Annotated in this window: 16 protein-coding genes; all 16 read left to right on the top strand. The window is 34.4% G+C overall.

Going from position 1 to position 23639, the window contains the following annotated elements; genetic code table 11:
• Positions 1–5 precede the first annotated feature (5 nt).
• The 16 genes from BJL90_RS06260 (at position 6) to BJL90_RS06335 (ending at position 23636) form a co-directional block, all read left to right on the top strand.
• Positions 6–1196: an ABC transporter ATP-binding protein gene (locus BJL90_RS06260; protein WP_070965453.1), complete on the top strand. Its 1191-nt coding sequence runs from the start codon at positions 6–8 to the stop codon at positions 1194–1196.
• Positions 1197–4622: a glycosyltransferase gene (locus tag BJL90_RS06265; RefSeq protein ID WP_070965456.1), complete on the top strand. Its 3426-nt coding sequence runs from the start codon at positions 1197–1199 to the stop codon at positions 4620–4622.
• A gap of 10 nt (positions 4623–4632) precedes the next feature.
• Positions 4633–5781 (top strand): glycosyltransferase family protein, encoded by a 1149-nt coding sequence (locus tag BJL90_RS06270; RefSeq protein ID WP_070965459.1) that lies wholly within the window; start codon positions 4633–4635, stop codon positions 5779–5781.
• A 44-nt stretch (positions 5782–5825) separates the two neighbouring features.
• Entirely contained in the window at positions 5826–6815 is a 990-nt protein-coding gene (locus tag BJL90_RS06275; RefSeq protein ID WP_070965462.1) for a glycosyltransferase family 2 protein, read from the top strand.
• Between the two features lie 19 nt (positions 6816–6834).
• Entirely contained in the window at positions 6835–8769 is a 1935-nt protein-coding gene (locus tag BJL90_RS06280) for an LTA synthase family protein (RefSeq protein WP_070965463.1), read from the top strand.
• A 265-nt stretch (positions 8770–9034) separates the two neighbouring features.
• The gene (locus tag BJL90_RS06285; protein WP_070965466.1) at positions 9035–9955 is read left to right on the top strand and encodes a YegS/Rv2252/BmrU family lipid kinase; all 921 of its coding nucleotides are present in this window, start codon (positions 9035–9037) and stop codon (positions 9953–9955) included.
• A gap of 75 nt (positions 9956–10030) precedes the next feature.
• Positions 10031–10933, top strand: coding sequence for a glycosyltransferase family 2 protein (locus tag BJL90_RS06290; protein WP_070965469.1), 903 nt, complete (start codon positions 10031–10033; stop codon positions 10931–10933).
• Positions 10902–12305 carry an undecaprenyl-phosphate glucose phosphotransferase gene (locus tag BJL90_RS06295; protein WP_070965471.1) on the top strand — a complete coding sequence of 468 codons (1404 nt, stop codon included), beginning with the start codon at positions 10902–10904 and terminating at the stop codon, positions 12303–12305. Before BJL90_RS06290 ends, BJL90_RS06295 begins: the two co-directional genes overlap by 32 nt.
• A gap of 13 nt (positions 12306–12318) precedes the next feature.
• On the top strand, positions 12319–13158 hold the full coding sequence (rfbD, locus tag BJL90_RS06300) for a dTDP-4-dehydrorhamnose reductase (protein WP_070973018.1): 840 nt from the start codon (positions 12319–12321) through the stop codon (positions 13156–13158).
• 210 nt (positions 13159–13368) lie between these two features.
• Entirely contained in the window at positions 13369–14610 is a 1242-nt protein-coding gene (locus BJL90_RS21815; protein WP_070965474.1) for an S-layer homology domain-containing protein, read from the top strand.
• Positions 14611–15035: 425 nt separating this feature from the next.
• Entirely contained in the window at positions 15036–16247 is a 1212-nt protein-coding gene (locus BJL90_RS06310; protein ID WP_081561870.1) for an efflux RND transporter periplasmic adaptor subunit, read from the top strand.
• A 2-nt stretch (positions 16248–16249) separates the two neighbouring features.
• Positions 16250–19372: an efflux RND transporter permease subunit gene (locus tag BJL90_RS06315; protein WP_070965477.1), complete on the top strand. Its 3123-nt coding sequence runs from the start codon at positions 16250–16252 to the stop codon at positions 19370–19372.
• A 17-nt stretch (positions 19373–19389) separates the two neighbouring features.
• A complete protein-coding gene (locus BJL90_RS06320; protein ID WP_070965480.1) occupies positions 19390–19980 on the top strand; it encodes a TetR/AcrR family transcriptional regulator in 591 nt (196 codons plus the stop codon).
• A 220-nt stretch (positions 19981–20200) separates the two neighbouring features.
• On the top strand, positions 20201–21121 hold the full coding sequence (gene galU, locus BJL90_RS06325; RefSeq protein ID WP_070965483.1) for a UTP--glucose-1-phosphate uridylyltransferase GalU: 921 nt from the start codon (positions 20201–20203) through the stop codon (positions 21119–21121).
• 113 nt (positions 21122–21234) lie between these two features.
• Entirely contained in the window at positions 21235–22710 is a 1476-nt protein-coding gene (locus BJL90_RS06330) for a glycosyltransferase family 39 protein (RefSeq protein ID WP_070965486.1), read from the top strand.
• Positions 22707–23636: a glycosyltransferase family 2 protein gene (locus BJL90_RS06335; protein WP_070965489.1), complete on the top strand. Its 930-nt coding sequence runs from the start codon at positions 22707–22709 to the stop codon at positions 23634–23636. The genes BJL90_RS06330 and BJL90_RS06335 overlap by 4 nt, the downstream gene beginning before the upstream one ends.
• Positions 23637–23639 lie beyond the last annotated feature (3 nt).

Genomic DNA, 23639 nt, shown 5'->3' on the forward strand with positions numbered 1-23639 from the left:
AAAGGATGATTTCTTTGTATGCAGTAGAAATTAAACATCTATCAAAATATTATAAAATATATGATAAGCCTACAAATAGGCTAAAAGAATTTTTTCTTAAGAACAAAAAGTATCATAGGGAGTTTTGGGCGTTGAGTGATATATCACTAGATATCCCAAAGGGAAAAACCGTAGGTATTATTGGCGAAAACGGAAGTGGAAAAAGCACTTTACTAAAGCTAATATGCAATATAATCTCTCCTTCTGAAGGTAAGATTATAACGAGTGAAAAAATTGCTGCAATCCTTGAGTTGGGGGCAGGTTTTAATATTGAATTTACAGGCAGAGAAAATATTTATATGTATTGCTCAATTATGGGTTTAACAAGACAAGAAACAGATGAAAAAATGAGTGACATCATTGCGTTCTCAGAGTTGGAAGAATTTATTGATCAACCACTAAAAACATATTCTAGTGGTATGTATGTAAGACTTGCTTTTTCTGCTGCTATCAGTGTGAATCCAGATATATTAGTTGTAGATGAGGCGTTAGCTGTAGGAGATATACACTTTCAACTTAAGTGTATTAATAAGATTAAAGAGTTTAAGCAACTACAAAAAACGATTTTATTTGTTACGCATGATACCTATACGGTTAAGAACCTATGTGACTATGCTGTCTGGATTAAAAATGGAAAAATAAATCTACAAGGTGATGTTAACTTTGTTTGCGAGGAGTATGAAAGATATATTAAAAACAAAGGCAAGGCTGTAGATAGTGATAAACCCAAAGATGAATCTAAAGAAATATTAAGAATTGTCGACACAAAAATTTACGATGAGAACTGTAACGAAAATGGGCAGTTTAAACATGGAAAAAATCTAATCATAAACATTAAATACGAGACATACAAAGCGTTAGAGAGTATTGTGGCTGGTGTAGCTATTTTTGACAGTCAAGGATATTATGTTTGTGGATTAAATACCAAACTAGATGGAGTAAAAATAATACCTAAAATAGGATGTAATGAAGTCCAACTCCAGTATGAAAATATTAGTTTGTTGCCAGGCACTTATTTCATTGATGTTGGTTTCTTTGAGGAAGAGGGCGTGGGGAAATTAGATTATATGTCGAAATGCAATCATTTCAATATTATATCCTATGATTATTTTGCTGAAGGGATAGTTCTATTGAAACATAAATGGATGGTGAAGTAAATGGATGAATTTAAGTATAATTATAAGATAGATATGGAAAGCGACACCACTGCTGCAAAAGTTGCTAAATTAGTAGGTTACAATAAACATGTACTGGATATTGGCTGTGCTACAGGATATATGGCTGAAGTACTTGAAAAACACTTTAATTGCGATGTAGTGGGAATAGAGATAGACCAGGAAGCTGCAAAGGTAGCAGCAAAATTTTGTAAAAAGGTAATTGTAGGTAACATAGAAGAGTTAAACTTATCAAAGGAATTGGACAAATGTCAATTTGATGTTATTATATTTTCGGATGTATTAGAACACTTAAAAAACCCATGGGAGGTACTTTCACAAATTAAAGGTTTTTTGAAAAGAGATGGGTATATAGTAGCATCTATTCCTAACATAACGCATAGTTCAGTAGTCCTTGAACTTTTGAAAGGTAAATTTAACTACAAGGAAAGAGGATTATTAGATAACACACATCTGAGATTTTTCACAAAAGAATCAATCACGGATCTCTTTGAGTCTATAGGATATTATATTGAATCCATAGATCGGAAGCGAATACTGCCTGAGGATACGGAGTTCAATATTGAGTTGAAGGAGTTCCCTGGTGAAATTATTGAATACCTCAAGAATAACGAAGAGTATACAACTTACCAATTTATTATTAAAGCATATAAAGCAACGGAACATAAAGCTATCGAGATGTTAAGAAAAAAATTAGTTGAAAAAGAAAAAATTTTAGAGAACATTAAAACTGAATATAGACAGCTAGAAAAAGATGTTAAGCGGTATAAAGGTAATATAGAAGAACACTTGAAGGTAATTGAACAGAAAGATAGGGACATAACAGTATATATTCAGAATATTAAAGACAAGGAAGATAAAATAGAAGAGTTATTTAGAGTATTAGAGAGTAAGGATGCAGACATTAAAATATATCTAGAGAATATAGAATTAAAAGATCAAAAAAATCAGGAACTTCTTGAAATTATTGAACTAAAGGACAGCATTATTAGTAGTCACTTAGATACTATATCTCAGAAGGGCATGATTATAGAGCAGTTTAGTGAAGTAGTAGAAACTAAAGAAAAAATTAAAGGAAGATTAGATAGTAGAATAGAAGATATGCAAGAAATTCTTAGTCAACTTAATGAAGTAATTAATCAATTAGAAATAGAACGATATGAGAAAGAAATAAAAGAAAACGAAATTAATAATTTAGAATCTAAAAATAGAGAACTTAGCACGAGTATGCAAAACAAAGAGCAGGAAATAAGTAAATTAGAAAATCAATTGAACTTGATATATATGTCAGGGTTTTGGAAGCTTGCTACAAGATACTATAGGATTAGAGATAATGTATGGCCTCTTAATAAAGTTTACCAATATGTTAAGAAAAAAAAACTTAGAAAAGCGCAAAACCTTCGTCTTTCAACAAACAATGAAAGCAACCAGACTGCTCATGAAGATTCGCTGTCCACATCTCCTTTAATAAAACAACAAAATATCGAAGCCAGTGGGAATATTACTTTTAAACCACACTTGGCTTCAAAAGATAGTTCAAAATACGATATTATATTCTTTTCCATTATAGACTGGGAATTTAGATATCAAAGACCCCAACATATCGCTTCATATATGGCTAATCAAGGATATAGAGTATTTTATTTTAATGTAAATTTTACTTCTTCGAATCTAGCCATTAAGGATAAAGGTGGTAATTTAAAAATTGTTACATTACCGAATGATCTTGGTAGTAGAATATATGACGTTGCGTTTGACCAACGCCTATCTCATATAGCTAATGAACTTAATCGTATTATTGTTGAATATGGTATTAAGAGTAGTGTCATATTTGTAGAATACCCAAACTGGCAACCTTTAGCTACCTATTTAAAAGACAAATATGGTTATAGGATTATTTTTGACTACTTAGATGACTTTACTGGATTCAATACAAATAATATAACTCTGGTAGAATATAATGATAAACTATTTGATAGTAGTGATCGAATTATAGCAACATCACAATTTTTACATGAAAAAGCTAAGATTAAGACAGAAGAAATTGATATAGTAAGAAATGGTACCGAATTTAGCCATTTCAATAAAGCTCATAAGTTAAGCAACAAAAAGGCAGAAGGTAAGTCTCCAGTTATCGGATACTATGGAGCGATTGCAGAGTGGTTTGACATGGGCAAAATAGAGTATTTGGCAAAAACCAGGCCGGATTGGGAGATTGTACTAATTGGAGATTATAGTTATGCGAATGTCAATGAAGCATCTAAACTTAGTAACATAAAGTTCTTAGGAGAAAAACCATATAAAGAGCTACCGGAATATCTTAAAAACTTTGATGTTTGTATTATTCCCTTTAAGGCAGATAGAGATCTAATAAAAGCAACAAATCCTGTGAAGTTTTATGAATACTTAAGTGCTGGGAAGAAGATTGTAGCAACAGAAATTCCTGAACTTATGGCTTTTAGCAACAAGTTTGTTTATCTAACAAATGACAATGAAAAGTTTGCTCAATATATAGAGAAGTGTTTAAATAATTCAGATGATTTAGCACCGTTAGAAGAAAAATTAGAATTTGCACGAAGTCAAGACTGGGAAAATAGATGCAAAGACATTCAGAAGATCATTAAAAAAACACATAAACTAGCCAGTATTATAATTGTCACATATAATAACTTAAAATATACAAAAGAATGTATCAATAGTATATTAGAGAAGACCTCCTATCCTAACTATGAGATTATTATTGTTGATAATCAATCAAAGGATGATACTGCAGAATATCTAAAAGAATTAGATAAGAATTATTCACACATCAAAGTAATTCTTAATGATGAAAATTATGGTTTTGCAAAAGGTAATAATGTAGGTATTAAAGAAGCTCAAGGAGACTATATTATTCTACTTAACAATGATACTGTAGTAACTAGAGGCTGGCTATCGGGATTAATAAAGCACTTAGATAGAGAGCAGCAACTAGGCTTAATTGGACCAGTCACGAATTCTATAGGAAATGAAGCAAAAATTAATGTACCATACACCAATATAAAAGATATGGATGACTTTGCTGAAGACTATACATCAAAAAATTTCAATACACTTTATCGAAATATAGAGGTTTTAGCTATGTTTTGTGTAGCTATGAGAAGAGATGTATTTGAGCAAGTAGGTTACTTAGATGAAACTTTTGGCATAGGAATGTTTGAAGATGATGATTATTCCTACAGAATAAAGGAGAAAGGCTACTATGTAGCATGTGCAGAGGATATATTTATTCATCATTATGGAAGTGCATCCTTCAGTAAGTTACAAGATAAAACATATAGGGAGCTATTCGAAAAAAACAAGAAGATATTTGAAGAAAAATGGAATATGAATTGGACACCGCATAGTTATAGGGAGGGGGTAAATTAGTATACCTATCATGAAAATCCTATATTTTTCTCCAATTTTATGGAATGATTTAAAACAAAGGCCACAACATTTAGCAGAAGAGTTATCAAAAAACCATGAAGTGTACTATATAGAGCCATCGGTCAGTTACCTAAACTGTCTGATAAGGAAGTCAGATTTATATAAGCCAAATTATTTTCCTATAGATCATAATTTAACCGTTAGGAGATTTAGTGGGAAATTTAGATTTCCTAAGAGTTTCGAAGTGTTAGACATATTAGGATTAAATACCCTCTACCAAGAGCGGCAAATAAAACAGTTGAGCCAAGAGTGTGATATTATTTGGTTAGGCAGTCCAGTATACTATGCGTTATTTAGAAATACAAAAGATAAAGTTATTGTATATGATAAAATGGATGATTATGCATATTTAACACGAAATCCTTTATTACGAAGACTGATTCGGAAAAATGAAAAACAGTTGATTGATAGAGCTTCGTTAATATTTACCACGTGCCATGTTTTTTTTGAACAGTTAAAAGAAAAAAACAATAGCGTTTTTCTAATAAAAAATGGTGTTGATAGCTTTAATTTTAAAACAAATATAAGTAATAGAAAGAATAGCATTACAAGCCATATAGAAGAATTAAAAAATCAAGGTAAAACTGTGTTTGGATATATTGGAACTATTGACCATTGGTTTGATTTTAATGCTATTGAACAAATTATAAGACATAATGATAAATTTGATGTTGTATTAATAGGAAAAAACAATATGCCTAAACTGGATCAAAGTAATATATATTATTTTGATCCAGTAAAAAAGGAAGAGCTTGCATGCATAGTAAATCGTTTTGATTTTTGTTTATATCCCTTTAAGAAAGATGATTTTTTAGATACTATTAACCCTGTAAAACTATATGAGTACTTAAGTCAAAATAAAAAAGTAATAGCTGTTAGTAGCAATGAAACTAGGGAATTTGAAAATCATATTAAACTCTACAGTGACTATAGAGAATTAAATAATATATTATCTGATTTAGAAAATATACCAAATCCTTTTGCAGACAACCTCCAGGCAGGTATATTTACCAGCGAAAACTCATGGAGTGTTAAGGCGGAAAAGATTAGTAGACAGCTTGTGGATGTATTTAATTCTAAGTTATCCAATGAAAAATGAAACATATACAAAAGCTGCCTAATTAAATATAAGAGGGGACAATAATGAAATATAAAGTATCTATAATTATTGTAAATTATAACGGCGCCAAGGTTTTATTAGATTGTTTAAATAGTGTATTTAAGCAAAAATATAAACATTTTGAAATAATTGTTGTGGATAATAATTCTACTGATCATTCTATAAAATTACTCGAAGCATATAGAGAAAAAATAAATTTAATAATACTAAAAGAAAATAAAGGTTTTACTGGAGGCAATATTGAGGGATTGAAACATGCTGGTGGAGACTATATTGTGCTTTTAAATAATGACACTGAGGTTACTAGTGAGTGGTTAGGTAATCTTATTGCCCCAATGGAGCAACATCCTGAAATAGGCATATGTGCCTCAAAGATGGTTAAGTATGGGACAAATTCTATAGATAGCGCCGGTGACGGATGTACCACTACTGCTAGGGGTTTTAAAATAGGCGAAAATGAGAGTGCAGATAACTATACTGAGAGTAAGTTTGTATTTGGAGCATGTGGCGGGGCTGTAGCCTATAGAAGAAAAATGATAGAAGAAATTGGTTTTTTAGACGACGACTTCTTTCTTATTCATGAAGACACTGATCTTAACTTTAGAGCACAACTGGCTGGTTGGAAGTGCTATTTTGTGCATGATGCAATAGTATATCATAAGGTTAGATCAACAATTGGAGAAATGAGTGATATTGCGGTATATTATTCTATTAGAAATGCTGAGTATGTGAGGATAAAAAACCTTCCTTCGTTACTAGTAGTGAAATATTTTCATCATTATATATTACAAGAAATAGGTACTTTATTATATTTTTGTATAAAACATAGGAAATGGAAAATGTACTTAAAAGCTAAGTTGGATGTCTTAAAAAGTTTTCCTATGTTGTTAAGCAAGAGAAAGAAAAATCAAAAAAAAAGAAAAGTGGCGTCAAAGTATATTGATTCTATGCTAACAAAGGTGTTAAATCCTAAAATATTAAGAATGAAGCTAAGGAAGCTTTTTACAAGCTAAAAGACAAGGAAGTGACAAAGTGGAAACACAAATATTGAAAAATGATAATAAAGATAAATATAGTATTTTATCAAAGCAATACTTTGTTATACTGTTAGTTACGCTTAGTTTGTTTTGTAAAATGTTCTATTTAAACTATACTGTTATTTCTTATGAATTTTTAGATGCAAGGATGCTTATAGGAAATTTTCTCTTTATACTTGCTTTGGTTGCATGGTCAATCTTTATACCGCAGCCTAAGCAGTTTTTATCGCTGTTAATAATAAATATACTATTTACTACTTATATTATAGCAAATCTATATTATTTTAGATATTTTGCCGATGTTTTTTCCTTTAAGATGATAATGTACAGCAGTCAAATAGTCAACGTAGCAGATAGTGTAAAATACTTAGCTAGTATGAAAGATTTAATATTATTTATAGATATATTACTTTTGCTAGCAATTTATTTTTTTGTATCTTTTCAGTTAAAAAGAAAAAAAAGGGAACCTCAGGTAGTACAGGCTAAAAAAGAAAAAATAGTTATTACTTTATGTATACTGATAATAACATTTGTTACAAATTTTTTAACTATTAACAGTTTTGATAAGAACAATCCTAATGCACTTGCCTCTGTGTGGGATAAAATCTATGTAGCTACAGGCATAGGTATACCTAACTATCATATATTAGATTTGAAAAGCTTTATTACTGAAAAGACACAAAATAAACCTCTGTTAGAGGAGGAAGTAAAAGAAATTGCAGCGTTTTTAGAAGAGAAAAACAGAACAAATGATGATGCTAAGAAGTTATGGGGATTTGCTCAAAACAAGAATTTGTTAATTATACAAGTGGAATCGTTACAAAAGTTTGTTATTAATAGAAGTATAAATGATTTAGAAATAACGCCGAACTTAAATCGTCTAGTGGAAGAGAATATGTATTTCTCAAATATTTATGGGCAAACTGCTGGAGGTAATACCTCTGATGCTGAATTCATGGCCAACACATCATTATATCCAATAGCTAATGGTGCTGTATTTGTAAAACATGCGCATAATGACTATAATTCTCTAGCTGCTATTTTAAAGGAAAGAGACTATAAGTATACAGCTATGATGCATGCGTATAAGCCAAGTTTTTGGAATAGATCTAGCATGTATAATAGTCTACAAGTAGATAGATTTTTTAGTTTTGAAGATTATGTTTTTGATGAACATATAGGTTTAGGGCTTAGTGATGCTTCTTTTTATCGACAGTCATTGGATAAATTAAAGGAAATGGAAAAACCTTTTATGGCTCTACTATCTACATTAACGAGCCATCATCCATATAGCGATGTAGAAAAATATGGAGATTTTTATACAGGTGAGTTAGAAGGATCATTGTTAGGAAATTATATTAAAAGTATCCATTATGCAGATCAACAGCTAGGGAATTTTATTGAAGAATTGAAAAAGAACGGTATTTGGGAAGAGTCCTTAGTGGTAATATACGGTGATCACCCAGGGATTCCTTCTAATCATCGAGATGAACTATATGAATTTTTAGATATACAAGATGGTGGACTATTGAGTTGGGAATTACTGCAGCAGATTCCTCTCATCATTAATATACCTAATGAGAATTTTGAAGGGAACTATGAAATTGCTGGAGGATTAATAGATGTATTTCCAACTGTATTAAATTTATTAGGACTAGAAGCAAATGTGGTTTTCGGCAAAGATTTAATAAATTCAGAAGAAGGTTTTGTTGTATTTAGAGATGGTTCCTTTGCTACTGATGACTATTATTATTTTTCTAGTCAGAGGGTACTATACAACATTGAAACGGGTGAACAAGAAGATTTTTCTATAGTTCAAAAAAAAGTAGACTTAGCGAAAATGCATTTATCTAGTTCTGATAAAATTATTGAAAATGACTTAATACCAGTCATCGAGCAACATATAGATACGATAAGGAATAAACAATAAAAAGAAGTATGTTTTATGAAGATATCAAGAGCTGTTGCAAATTATGATATATGAGGTCTTTTAGAGTGTGTTTAGATTTTATTGTGAAAATAATGTTCCTTTATACTATGAGGCTTGTGTAGTATTTACTTATTGTCGGATATATCTATACAATATTATTTTCATTGATTTATTATCGATTTCTACGAACATATCAAATTATTAATGAAAAGTCTATAGAACTATTTTAAACCATACCATGAAAATTTATGCGGGTGATATTTAAATGAAGAAAGTTAAACTAATATATAATCCTAATAGTGGACAAAGGAGTTTTCCAAAACACATAGATTACTTTGTGCAAAAGTTTCAACAAAGTGGAAATCAAGTAACTATGTTTAGGAGTTTAGAAAAAGGAGATATACAAAAAAGTGGATTTAGCGATATAGATTCGCAAGCATATAACTCTATTATAGTAGCAGGAGGAGATGGAACTATTAATGAAGTAATAACAGCTATGATAGAAAAAGATATAAATGTTCCTTTGGGGATTCTACCTTTTGGCACAGCAAATGATTTTGCAAATAATATAGGAATGCCAATAAATAAGATAGAAGAATGTTGTGATATAATTTTGCAGGGTAAAATCAAGCATGTTGATGTTGGTAAGGTAAATGAAAAATATTTTATAAATGTCTTAGGGTTTGGTTTAATGGCAACTGTTTCCCAAAATATTAATAATGATCTGAAAAAAATAGGAAAGTTAGGATATTACATCAAAGGTATTGAACAAATTCCAAGTTTAAGACCAATTCCAGTACGAGTTATAACAGATAGTAGGACTATTGAAGATAATATATATTTAATGTTAGTTTTAAATGGAAAATGTGCTGGCGGTTTTGAAAAACTTTGTACAAATGCTGTTTTAGATGATTCATTGTTTGATGTTTTAATCGTTAAAGCCAAACCTTTACATGAAATTGGAAAATTATTTATAGATATTTTACAAGGAAAGCATCTGAGCAATGAAAATATAATTTATTTAAAGGAAAAACATCTTAAGATAGAGTGTTTAGATAAATATGAAGGTTTCTATGAATCAGATATCGATGGCGAAAAAGGCCCTAATTTACCATTAGAGATAACATTGCTACCTAAGAAAATAGAAATCTATGTTAATCCAATAAGTACGTCATTTAAATACTAACTTTAAATATGAGTAAAAAATACAGAGGCTTTTAACCAATAAAGAACCCAACAAAAACAATGAGGAGACTTTCCCGTGGACTTATCCATCATCATCGTCAATTATAATACAATAGAACTAACAAAGCAGACATTACATTCTATATTTGATAAAAAATATAATTTCATATACGAAGTATTTGTAGTGGATAATGCCTCTACAGATGGTAGTGTGGATATGATTAAGACTGAATTTCCGCAGGTCCAGTTGATAGAAAATAATCAAAACCTGGGTTTTTCTAAAGCAAATAACTTAGCCATCACACTGGCAGAAGGCAAATATATTTTACTGCTTAATTCAGATACCGTTGTACTAGAGGACTGCTTATCTAAGTCTTTATCATATCTGGATGCCCACCCAGAAATAGGCGTTTTAGGCTGTCAGGTTATATTAAAAAATGGACAATTAGATCATGCCTGTAAAAGAGGCTTCCCTACGCCAGAAGCCTCTTTGTACTATATATTGAAACTAAACAAGCTGTTTCCTAACTCTAAAAGATTCGGACAATATGATTTGACTTACTTATCAGATCAAGAGGTAAATCAAGTAGATGCTGTGACAGGGGCATTTATGATGGTAAGAAGAGGGGTCATCGATGAAGTGGGAGGGTTGGATGAAGATTTTTTTATGTACGGCGAGGATCTTGATTGGTGCTATAGAATAAAGAAAGCAGGATGGAAGATTATATATTATCCTGAAGCAAAGATTATCCACTATAAAGGAGCTAGCAATAAAAAAAAGAAAGTAAAAATTGTCTACGAATTTCATAGGGCTATGTACTTGTTTTATAAGAAGCACTATAATGAAAAGTATAATGCCTTTGTCAAAGGCTTAGTGTACATGGGAATAGGAATAAAGCTGGCTATTTCAACAGTTGTGAACTTGTTTAAAAAAAGGGGCGGACATGATGATCAAGGAAAACCAAAAGATACTAAATAGACTATTGATTATATTTGATGCTGTATCTATAATGTTTTCTTTAATGCTAGCTTGGTGGATTAGATTTAGAAGTGGGTGGATATATGTTGATTCAGGGTATCTATCTCTAAGGGAGTATCTATTACCAGTGTTAATTATTATGCCAATTTATATTATTATTTATAGTTTTTTTCGACTATATACCCCTTATCGTTTTAAAAATGTTTTTGAAGAGTTATTCAATATAATAAAATCAAATATCATGGGCTTATTGATCTTAGTATTAATTCTCTTTTTGTTTAAAGAAATCCACTATTCAAGATATCTTCTCTTTATTTTTGCATTATGCAGCATTTCCATAACAACAGTAGAGAGAATTATCATTAGATTAATCTTAAGAAGAATTAGAAAAAAAGGATATAATTTAAAACATGTTTTGATTGTTGGGTTTAGTGAGTTAACTGTTGAGTTGCTCAGAAGAATAGATAAAAATAAGCAATGGGGATACAACGTTATAGGTATATTAGACGATAATAAAAAACTAGGATATAAAGTAAAAGAAAAAGAAGTGATAGGTAGGAATTATGACTTGGAATATTATTTAAGTACGAAGGATATCGATGAAGTTTTTGTTACATTAAATATAAAGGAATATGAAAAACTTCAGTGGGTAATTGGTATATGTGAAAAAAGTGGGGTAAGAACACAAATTATCCCTGACTACTATAAATATATTCCTTCACGGCCTTATGTAGAAGAGGTGGATGGCTTACCAATTATTAATATTAGACATGTGCCCTTAGATCATGTCATTTATAAGGTGATAAAAAGGTGTATAGATGTAATAGGATCTTTAATAGCTTTAGTTATTTTTTCACCTATTATGTTGTTAACAGTGGGAATGATTAAATTTACTTCCCCTGGGCCTGTGTTATTTAAGCAAAAAAGAGTAGGTTTAAATCGAAAGAATTTTAATATGTATAAATTTCGTTCCATGCATGTTCAAAAAGAGGAAGAAGAAAAAGTACAATGGACAACAAAAGAAGATCCTAGGCGTACAAAGTTTGGGACATTTATTAGAAAGACAAGTATTGACGAATTACCGCAGTTATTTAATGTATTAAAAGGAGATATGAGTTTAGTAGGGCCTAGACCAGAAAGACCGTATTTTGTGGAGAAGTTCAAAGAAGAAATACCAAAGTATATGATTAAACATCAAGTGAGACCAGGTATTACAGGATGGGCTCAAGTCAATGGATGGCGAGGAGATACATCTATCAAGAAAAGAATTGAGTGCGATTTATATTATATAGAAAACTGGAGTTTGTTTTTAGACATAAAGATATTATTGCTCACAGTCTTTAAAGGTTTTGTGAATAAAAATGCTTATTAATAGAGGTGAAAAAATGAAGATTTTAGTTATTGGTGCAAAAGGACAGCTGGGAACCGACGTAGTAGAAAAATTAAGTGGAGGCTATGAAACGATAGGGGTTGAAAAGGAAGCGTTAGATATCACAAACTTAGAGGGTACGATAAACACGGTAAGAGATATAAAGCCAGATGTTATCATCAATACGGCTGCTTACACCAATGTAGATGGTGCTGAAACAGAAGTAGATTTGGCCTATAAGGTTAATTGCATCGGCGCTAAAAATTTAGCTATTGCTACAATGGAAACCGGATGCAGACTTGTACACATTTCTACTGATTTTGTATTTGACGGTCAAAAGTCTAGTCCCTATATTGAGTTTGATCCTTCAAATCCGCTGAGTATCTACGGAAAATCTAAACTAGCCGGAGAAATAAGTATTAAGGAAATCTGCCATCGCCATTATATCTTAAGAACCTCTTGGTTGTATGGAGAGCATGGTCACAACTTTGTAAAAACAATGTTAAAGCTAAGTGAAACCAACAGAACTTTAAGGGTAGTAGACGATCAAATCGGTAGTCCAACCTATACAAAGGATTTGGTGGCAGTAATAGAGAAAATTATTACTACAGATGCCTATGGTACTTATCATGCTTCCAATGAGGGGGAATGTAGCTGGAATGCCTTTGCTAAAAAGATCTTTGAAGTTGCAGGTGTAAAAGATATACAGGTTTCACCTATTACTTCAGAGGAATTAAACCGTCCTGCAATAAGGCCAAAATACTCTGTTATGAAAAACTATATGTTACAATTGCAGCTAGATTATAAAATGCCTCATTGGGAAGAAGGATTAAAAAACTTCAACAATAAAAAATAATCAAAGATAAATATAAAATACGTGCTTCTCGCAAGAAGCACGTATTTTATATTTATGACCCTATACCGTAGTCATTAAATAGACATCATACCAGTATTTACATTGGAACATATTCCCTATAAACATTGCAATTTCAATATCTTTTATATACAATAGTCTCAAGGTCCTAGGGGAAAGGGGCCTAAAAAATTATTCAACGGAGGGATGATAGTGAAAGGAAAAGATAATGTTAAAAGAATACTAGGACTATTGGTGGCAGCAATCATGATGCTTACATCTGTAGGAATGGTATTTGCCGAGGGTGCTGATCTAGAGAATGGAGATGCAGCAGATACTTCTGTTGTAGATCAAACCGAAGCATCAGATGAAGAGAATGATGAAGCAGCGGATGAAGAGAATGATGAAGCAGCGGATGAAGAGAATGATGAAGCAGCGGATGAAGAGAACGATGAAGCAGCAGATGAAGAGAACGATGAAGCATCGAATGAAGAGAATGATGAAGCATCAGATGAAGAGGATGATGAAGCATCAGATGAAGAGAATGATGAAGCATCAGACGAAGAGAATGATGAAGCATCGGATGAAGAGAATGATGAAGCATCAGACGAAGAGAATGATGAAGCATCGGATGAAGAGAATGATGAAGCATCAGACGAGGAGAATACTGTTACCTTCAGTGATATAGAAGGTCACTGGGCTGCTGATAGAATTATCCTTTGGGCAGAAAAAGAAGTTGTAAGTGGTTATCCTGATGGCAGTTTCAAACCAGAAAACAACATTACTAGAGCAGAATTTATGTCATTAATCAACAAATCAATGGGCTACATAACAGAAGTAGCAATTGACTATTCCGATGTACCAGAAAATGAATGGTATGCGAGCGTAGTAAGAAGAGCAGAGGCAGCTGGATATATTTCTGGGTACGGAGATGGTACAATGAAGCCAGAAAACTTTATTACCCGTGAAGAAGTAGCGGCTATCATTAGCAAAATCAATCAATTAGAGCAAGATGCAGAAGCCTCTGAAGTATTTACTGATGCAATCTCAGCATGGGCGAAGGGTCATGTAGGTGCAGTAGCAGCAGCTAGATATATGAATGGCTATGTTGATAATCAAGAAGTTAGAACCTTTGGTGCACTAAATAACATTAAAAGAGCAGAAGCTGTAGTAGTGATCCACAACATGTTCCGTGAGTTAGAAGAGCAAGATGAAGAAGTAGATGAAGACGAAAACAATAATGAAGAGCAAGACGAAGAAGTAGATGAAGACGAAAACAATAATGAAGAGCAAGACGAAGAAGTAGATGAAGACGAAAACAATGATGAAGAGCAAGATGAAGAAGTAGATGAAGACGAAAACAATGATGAAGAGCAAGACGAAGAAGTAGATGAAGATGAAAACAATGATGAAAAGCAAGACGAAGAAGAAGGAAACGATACAGAACAAAACTAATCTTTAGTAAAAGGAAACCCTGAGAGGAGTTCTCTCAGAGGATCACACTGTAAAAAGTAGCCTATGCTTAAATGAAAAAGAAGCTCCTTTCTGACAAGAATGAACAAATCATTCTCCTTCAGAAGGGAGTTTTTTTATGAGTAAATTTCTAAAATAAGTGCATAAGCATATCATATTTCACTATAGAAAACTTATTAAACATAAGAAAAAACACCTCTATCTCTATAAATTATAGCGGAAGGGGGTGTTTTTTGCACTGTAATGAATTTAAGAAAAAATTAAGATACTTTTAATTGATTGTTTACATGAAAATATTATATAATATGGTAGAAATTACACTGGACTGTCAGTCAATTTTAATTAAAGTTATAGTGATAGTTTAGTAGAAGCTTTTAATAATTAAAGAAGATATTGGAGGGAGAAAAATGATGAAAAAAGTAATTTGCCCACTATTACTAACAATGTTCTTAGCAATTGCTTTAGTAGGCTGCAAAGGCAAAGAAGAGGTGGCTGTAACAGCGCCGGAAGAAGCCTACGTCCCTATAGAAATTGAAAAAGCAGAGACGAAGTTTATTGGTAACAGCATTACATTAAATGGGAAGATACATGCCAATGATGAGGCTGTTGTATTACCTAAAATACAAGGAAAAGTAACAACTGTTAATGTGAAGTTGGGAGATTATGTCCGCAAAGACAGTGTGTTGTTTGTGATAGATCAAAAAGATATGCTTCGAAGTATAGAACAAACACAACAATCCGTAAATTTAGCACAAAAAAGTGTGGATCAAGCGGAAAACGCCATCACAACAGCTAAAATTAATTATGACTCCATAAAAGAAAGTATAGAGAATGCTGAAACAAACCTTCAAAGAACCAAAGAGCTTTTTGAGGCGGGTGCTGCTTCCAAAACACAGCTAGAACAAGCAGAGTTAGCGGCTTCTAGAAGACCCCTAGAAGTTGCTGAGAGTCAAATACGCCAAGCGGAGATAAGTTATCAGCAAGCATTAAATCAGTTAAATCAAGCAGAAGTTACTCATCGTCAAACACAGGATAAATTAGAAGATACGGTTGTAAGGGCACCTATGAGTGGTGTGATTTCTAGTTTAAATGTGATAGCAGGAGAATTAGCCAGTGGTGCACAACCATTAGCCACGATTGCCGATATTGATAGGGTTTACTTCCAGGTAGATGTTACAGAAAACATTGTAAACACCTTATATACTGGACAAAAAGTATCTGTTCATATACCAGCAGCACTAGAGGAGGAAGTAGAGGGAACGATTGATTTTATTAGTCCTACGGTAGATGCTAGTACACGTTTGTACACAGTAAAAGTATACATAGATAATAAGGATCGCAAGATTAGAACAGGAATGAGTGGTTCTATGGCATTGAATCTGGATAGTAGAGACAATGTGGTGGTGATTAACCGTAGAGCTGTTCTGGACAAAGAAGGAAATAATATTGTTTTTGTTGTAGAAGGAGATCATGCTGTCGAAAAACAGGTAACGTTAGGAATGAATACCGCTTCTGAAGTAGAAGTGATAGAAGGATTACAGGAAGGAGATCAGGTAATTGTTAAGGGGCAGCAATATGTAACCGATGGAGAACGGGTTAAGATCGTAGGAGGTGAGTAACAATGAATTTATCAAAATTTGCAGTAAGAAGACCTGTAACGATTACAATGATGATGCTTGTGATAATACTACTGGGAACTATCTCTTTAACGCGCTTACCTTTGGATTTAATGCCAGACATAGAGATTCCTGTAGCAATTGTCAGCACTACTTATTCAGGGGTAGGCCCCCACGAGATGGAAAATTTGGTGACCAGGCCTATTGAAGATGCTGTAGCCACTGTTGCTGACTTGGATACAGTTACCTCCATGTCTTCTCAAGGAAACTCCATTGTTGTAGCAAGATTTGATTTTGGTACCAATATGGATTTTGCAGCCTTAGAAATGAGAGAAAAGGTGGATATGGTAAGAGGAAGGCTTCCAGATGATGCATCGCAGCCGATGGTAATGAAGCTAGACATGAACGCTATGCCCATTGTGATGTTGTCGCTTTCTAATGGTGAAGATCTCTTTGCATTGCAGGCATTGGCGGAAGATACCATGAAGCCAAGGCTTGAGAGAATTAGCGGCGTTGCTTCAGTAAGTATTGTGGGAGACTACGTTAATGAAATAGAAATAAAGGTAAACCAACAAAAATTAAACGCCTATGGCATTGGTGTAGACCAATTAACACAGGTGGTTAGTGCCTCTAATATCAATGTGCCAGGGGGCACGGTAGAAAGAGGAACAGAAAAACTAACCATCAGAACTCTGGGAGAGTTTGAAACCGTAGAGGAAATTGGAGAGTTACCGATAACCTTATCTTCTGGATCGATTATTCGACTGAAGGATGTGGCAGAGGTAGGACTGATTCAAAAAGAAATCGAGAGCATCTCTAGGACCAATGGCAAAAATGGTATAGGAATACAAATACAAAAACAATCAGGGAGTAATACGGTTCAGGTTGCTAATTCCGTTAATAGGGAAGTAGAAAAGTTACGGGCAGACTATCCAGAATTTGAAATTGTTACTATATTTGATCAATCTGATTACATCAATGATGCTATTGCGAATGTGGCTAAAAATGCTTTAGTGGGTGGTGCCTTAGCAATATTAATTCTGTATCTATTTTTAAGAAATATTAGAAGTACCATGATTATCGCAACTGCTTTACCTATTTCTATCATTGCAACCTTTGTACTGTTATATTTTAATGGCATTACGTTAAACTTGATGACATTAGGAGGATTGGCGCTAGGCGTAGGGATGCTGGTGGACAATGCTATTGTAGTGTTGGAAAATATTTATCGGTACAGGATGGAGGGTTATTCTAGAGTAGAGGCAGCGATAGAGGGGGCAAAAGAGGTTTCTATGGCGGTTACTGCATCCACCCTTACCACCATAGCAGTATTTGCACCTATTGTTTTCGTAGGAGGGCTCACCTCTATTTTATTTGGTGAGTTTGCTATGACAGTTACACTGTCTTTAGTTGCTTCTTTAGTGGTAGCATTAACCTTTATTCCTATGTTATCCTCTAAGATTTTGAAGGTAGAGAGAATAGAGGAAGGGGAAAAATCTAAAAAGAGAAAAATCTTTACAGGTATTTACGACCTATTTGATCGTTGTTTTGCTGGATTAGAGAAGAGCTACAAAAAAATGCTGATATGGGGTCTAGGACATAGAAAAACCCTTATCTTTATGACCATAGTGGTATTTGTAGGGAGTGTTTCCTCAGTGTTTCTTGTAGGGGCAGAGTTCTTTCCTGCTTCGGACCAAGGTCAAATAGATGTTAGTGTTACTTTACCAACAGGCTCGCAATTAAGCGAAACAGATGAAACACTTCAGCGAATAGAAGCTGCAATTGCTCCGATAGAAGAAATTGATATTGTTTATACTACGATTGGTGGTGGCATGGGAGCAGGATTCGCGTCAAGTAGTGACAATCGTGGAAGCATGACGGTCATGTTGGTGGGCCTTAGCCAAAGGAACAGAAGTGCTGATGAGGTTGCCGATGAAATAAGAAGTCTTGTTAGAGATATTGCTGGTGCGGAAATTAGTGTATCAAGCGCTGATGGGATGGCAATGGGCGGTGCTAGCGCACCTATAGAGATCAAAGTCAAGGGAGACGATCTAGAGACGCTTGAGGAGATTACAGAGGATTTTAGAAGAATGATTGCTCAAGTAGAAGGAACCAGAGATGTAAAAACCAGTTTCTCCGAGGGGGTACCGGAGCTTCAGATTCATATTAACAAATATGAGGCTTCCACCTATGGTTTGACAACAGCCCAAGTAGCAAATTCTGTAAGGAGCTTTGCCCTTGGTACGACGGTTTCCAGGTTTAGAGAAGATGGAGATGAAACAAACATCATTATCAGAGGAGAAGAAAATATACGACAGGATTTAGCTAATTTAGAGCAGATAGGCATCCAAACCCCTATGGGTAGTACGGTTCCGTTAAATCAAGTGGCGGATATGTATATTACCCAAGGGCCTACCAGTATCAATAGAGAAGATCAACATAGGGTAGCTACGGTTACCAGTGAACTTAGCGGCAGAGATTTGGTAAGTGTCACACGGGATATTACAGCTTTACTAGAAGCCTATGAATTGCCGGAAGGGTATTTTTATCAAATGGGGGGAGAAAACGAACAAATGGTAGAAGCATTTGCTGACTTGCTTTTGGCAATTGTGCTGGCTATTATCTTGGTTTACATGGTTATGGCTTCGCAGTTTGAATCATTGATGCATCCCTTTACCATTATTATGTCAATACCTTTAGCTTTTTCTGGAGGCTTCTTAGGGTTATTTATAACCGGAAGAACCTTAAATGTACCAGCCTTTATAGGGCTTCTGATGTTGGCAGGGATTGTCATCAATAATGGTATTGTATTGGTGGATTATATCAATATCTTAAGAAATGCAGGCAAAGACAGAAGTGAAGCCATCACCATAGCAGGCCCCACAAGATTGAGACCTATCCTGATGACAACACTAACAACGGTTTTAGCGATGGTTCCTTTAGCCTTAGGGATAGGAGAAGGTGCAGAAGCCCAAGCACCTATGGCCACAACTGTTGTGGGGGGATTGCTGCTATCAACGGTTTTAACCTTATTAGTAACACCTATTATTTACACAATAATGGATGATCTTGCTATGACTGTAAAAAGAAAGCTTAAAAGAAAAGGAAGAGAAACAACCGCAAACTAGCGGTTGGAGGTGAAACTATGATAGTAACAATGAAACAGAAGGAATATCTAATCCTAGAGGCAGCTATCAAGGTTTTTAATCAATATGGGTTTTATGAAGCAAAGATTTCAAATATTGCCGAAGAGGCAGGCGTTGGCAAAGGAACTGTTTATGAATATTTTGATAGTAAAAAGCAATTGTTTGAAAGATCAATTCTATATATAACAGAGCAATACATTGTAGAGGCAAGGGAAATTATAAAAAAAGAAAAGACGGTAAAGGAAAAATTAGTTTTGCTTGCTCAGTATCATGGGGAGTTTATAGAGAAATATGTTCAAGCTGGAGAACTGATTATCTCAAGAAATAGTATTATATCGGAGGAAATGATTTATAAAATCATGGAGGCTAGAAATACAGTCTATGACTTTATTGATGTTCTAATAGAAGAAGGTATTCACAATGGCGAGTTAAGGGGAGATATAGATAAAAAAATAATGCTTTTGACCCTTTGGGGGGCGATTACAGAAAACTATCAGGAAAAAATATTCTTCCAAAAGCTTTCTGCACAAGATGTAGATGCCGTCGGTATCATTAACAGTGTTTTTCGAGGGATAGCAGGAAATTATTAAAACTTATCAAGTCACCAACAAAGCCCACAAGACTTTTATTTGTGGGTTTGGTGTTTTGGTCATCTGCTTTGTTATCTTATCTTCAACACATTTTGGCTAGCAGAAGCAATGAAATGTGTTGAAGAACGTTAACTAAGCGACTGACACAAAATCATAGATTTTGGTCATCTGCTTATGTTACAATGGTAGTAGGAAACTTGTCTATGAGGAGGAAAAAATCATGAAGGTAAAAAAGGCGATTATACCAGCGGCTGGGCTAGGGACAAGATTTTTACCGGCTACGAAGGCACAACCTAAAGAAATGCTACCTATTGTAGATAAACCCACATTACAATATATTATTGAGGAAGCTGTGGACTCTGGCATAGAAGAAATACTCATCATTACAGGGAGAAATAAAAAGTCTATCGAAGACCACTTTGATAAGTCTATCGAACTAGAGCTAGAATTAGAAAAAAAGGGAAAAGATGATTTGTTGGAGGAGATAAGAAAAATTTCTGATATGGTAAATATCCACTATATCCGGCAAAAAGAGCCAAAGGGCTTAGGACACGCCATTTACTGTGCTAAGAGCTTTATAGGAGACGAACCCTTTGCAGTTCTTTTAGGAGATGATATTGTAGATGCAAAAGTACCTTGTCTAAAACAAATGATAGAAGTATATAATGAATATAAGACAACCATCTTAGGGGTACAGCGGGTGCCTATGGAGGATGTAGACAAGTATGGGATTGTAGCGGGAAAGCATATAGAAGATAGGGTATATAAGGTAAAGGATTTGGTAGAAAAGCCAGCAGTGCCGGAAGCACCTTCTGATGTAGCCATCTTGGGAAGATATATTATTAGCCCTGAAATATTTAATGTATTAGAAAATACAGCGCCCGGTAAAGGCGGCGAAATTCAGTTGACAGATGCTTTAAAGGTCTTAGCACAAAAGGAAGCGATGTATGCCTACAATTTTAAAGGCAAGAGATATGACGTAGGAGATAAGTTAGGTTTTCTACAGGCTACTGTAGAATTTGCACTAAAGAGAGAGGATTTAAAAGAAGAATTTTATCAATATCTTACAGGAATTGTTAATAGAGAAAAGGACAAGGTTGTGAAGGAAATTGCTGTTGCAGTAGATCAAGCGATTAGCTAAATAGGGGGAGGGCTGCTTAAATATGGTATAGCAGCTCTCCCCATAGCTTTATCCTGGAAAGTGTGTTATAATAAGCATGAATTTTGAAGAAAAAAGGATAGGGAGAGAAAAAAATGATACAAAAAATAGTACGAAATACAGTACTTTCTTTTTATTTACTTTTTTTTATACTGGTACTGATTTATGGTAACTTTCTGCGGGGACCCTATCTTTATCAAAGACCTACTCTGTATTTGTTCTTTTATGGTATGCTTGTATGTGGTGGTTTTATTGGCGTTTTTTATTTGCTGAGAAAAATAGATTTTTTAAAAAGTCCAAAGTTTTTTATACCCTTGCTTTCCTTGATTGCTTTTGCCCCTAGATATGTTTGGGTAAGGCTGATGAATACGATGCCGGCATATGACTTTTTAAGGTTTCATAACTATGCAATAGCCCTTTTACAGGGGGACTATGATGCCTATCTGGAAATTCGCAACGTCTTTCCTCACCTGTCGGGATATCCTTTAGTACTTTCCTATATCTATAGAATCTTTGGTGATACTGTAGCAGTGGGGAAATGGTTCAATGTATTTTGCTCTATCATAACGGCAATTCTTCTATACTTATTGGTGAGAGAGGTCTTAGGGGATATAGCAGGACAAATGGCAGGATTGATTTTTGCCCTATATCCTGCAGATATTATGTATATTACCTTGTTGGCATCGGAGCATGTTTTTTTAGCCTTGTTCTTACTATCCATCTATTTGTTTATCCGATATTCAAAAATAAACTTGAAGAGCTGGGGATTGCTGAAATTATTCGTGATAGGAGCAGTAATGGGGATGGCCCATATTATCCGTCCAGTGGCTTCGCTGCTGTTTCCTCCCATGCTGGCATATCTGCTGTTTTTTCAAGAAGTGAAAAAACCTATGGTAGGTTTTTTGAAGGAAAAGGGAAAAATCCTGGCAATGATTTTTTTAGGGTTTGTTCTTACCCTTGGGCTACTGAATTTGCTTTACTTAGATATAGTAAAAGTACCATTAGGAAAAACAGCAGGAGGCTTTAATATGTATGTAGGTACAGATCCTGAAAGAAACGGTATGTGGAATCCTACTGCATGGCAAATTATTGAGGAATACGACCATGATTTCGACAGGGTTCATGGAGAAGCCCAAAGACGTGCTATAGAACGTATTAAAGAAGATCCTACTGCGTTTGTAGAACTGGCAGAGAAAAAATTTGCTATTCAGTGGACTACGGATGACTATGCTCTCTACTGGAGCATGTTGGAGGTTTATCCTGACACCGTCTTTAGCCTATGGATAGAGGAAAACAAGGAAACTGTTGATATAGTGGCGCAAAGTTATTATATGGGCATCATGATGCTGGCTCTTTTAGGAGTTTGGTACAGCATAAAAAGAAAAGCAGGGCATTCTATTGGGTTACCTGCTATGATTGTGTTGGTTTTTGCAGCTGCCCATGTGTTGCTAGAGGTTCAGTCTCGATACCATCATCCAGTGGTACCCTTCTTTATTCTAACAGCAGTAACGGCACTGGTGTATATAATGGGGGATGCAGATAAAATCGGAAATGGAGCGTTGAGGGAATGAAAGAAAAATTGATATCCTTAGTAGTACCTATGTATTGTGAAAATGAAGTAGCTAGAGAGTGTTATAAGCGCTTAAAAAAAGTAATGCAGGAGAATAACATTTCACATGAAATTCTTTTTGTCAATGATGGTAGTAAAGATAATACCTTAAATATATTAGAGGAGATTGCTGCAGAGGATAAAAAAGTAAAGGTGATTAGCTTTGCCAGAAACTTTGGTCACCAAATTGCTGTAACTGCTGGCATAAAGAAAGCTACTGGGGACGCAGTGGTGGTGATTGATGCAGATCTTCAAGACCCACCAGAACTGATACCAGACATGCTGAAGCTGTGGCAGCAGGGATATCACGTGGTCTATGGACAGCGGAAAAAGCGAAGAGGTGAGACCTGGTTTAAGCTGACAACTGCAAAGTATTTTTATCGGTTTTTAAACAAGATGACAGAGGTAGATATACCTGTGGATACAGGAGATTTCCGTCTCATGGATCGCAGGGTGGTAGATGTTTTTAACAGCATGCCTGAGAAAAACCGTTTTATTCGGGGTATGATAAGTTGGATTGGGTTCAAACAGACAGCACTGATGTACGAAAGAGAAGAGCGGTTTGCGGGAGAAACAAAATATCCTTTAAAGAAGATGTTGAAACTGGCCTCCGATGGTATTCTCTCCTTTTCCTTCAAACCCATTAAGTGGATAGAAGGGACGGGATTGGTAGTGATCCTACTGGGTATTTTGCTGATGCTTTACAGCGGAATCTCATGGGTAAGGGGTACAGTCAGCAGTATACCTGGATGGCTTTGGTTGATGGTTCTGCTGAGTGGTATACACTTATTCGCCCTAGGGATTATAGGGGAATACCTTGTAAGGATTTACGATGAAGCAAGGAGGCGACCTCTTTATACTGTTGAGAAGGAGATTAATATAGAATAAGGT

It is taken from the genome of Clostridium formicaceticum, assembly GCF_001854185.1.
Taxonomy (GTDB): Bacteria; Bacillota; Clostridia; order Peptostreptococcales; family Natronincolaceae; genus Andreesenella; species Andreesenella formicacetica.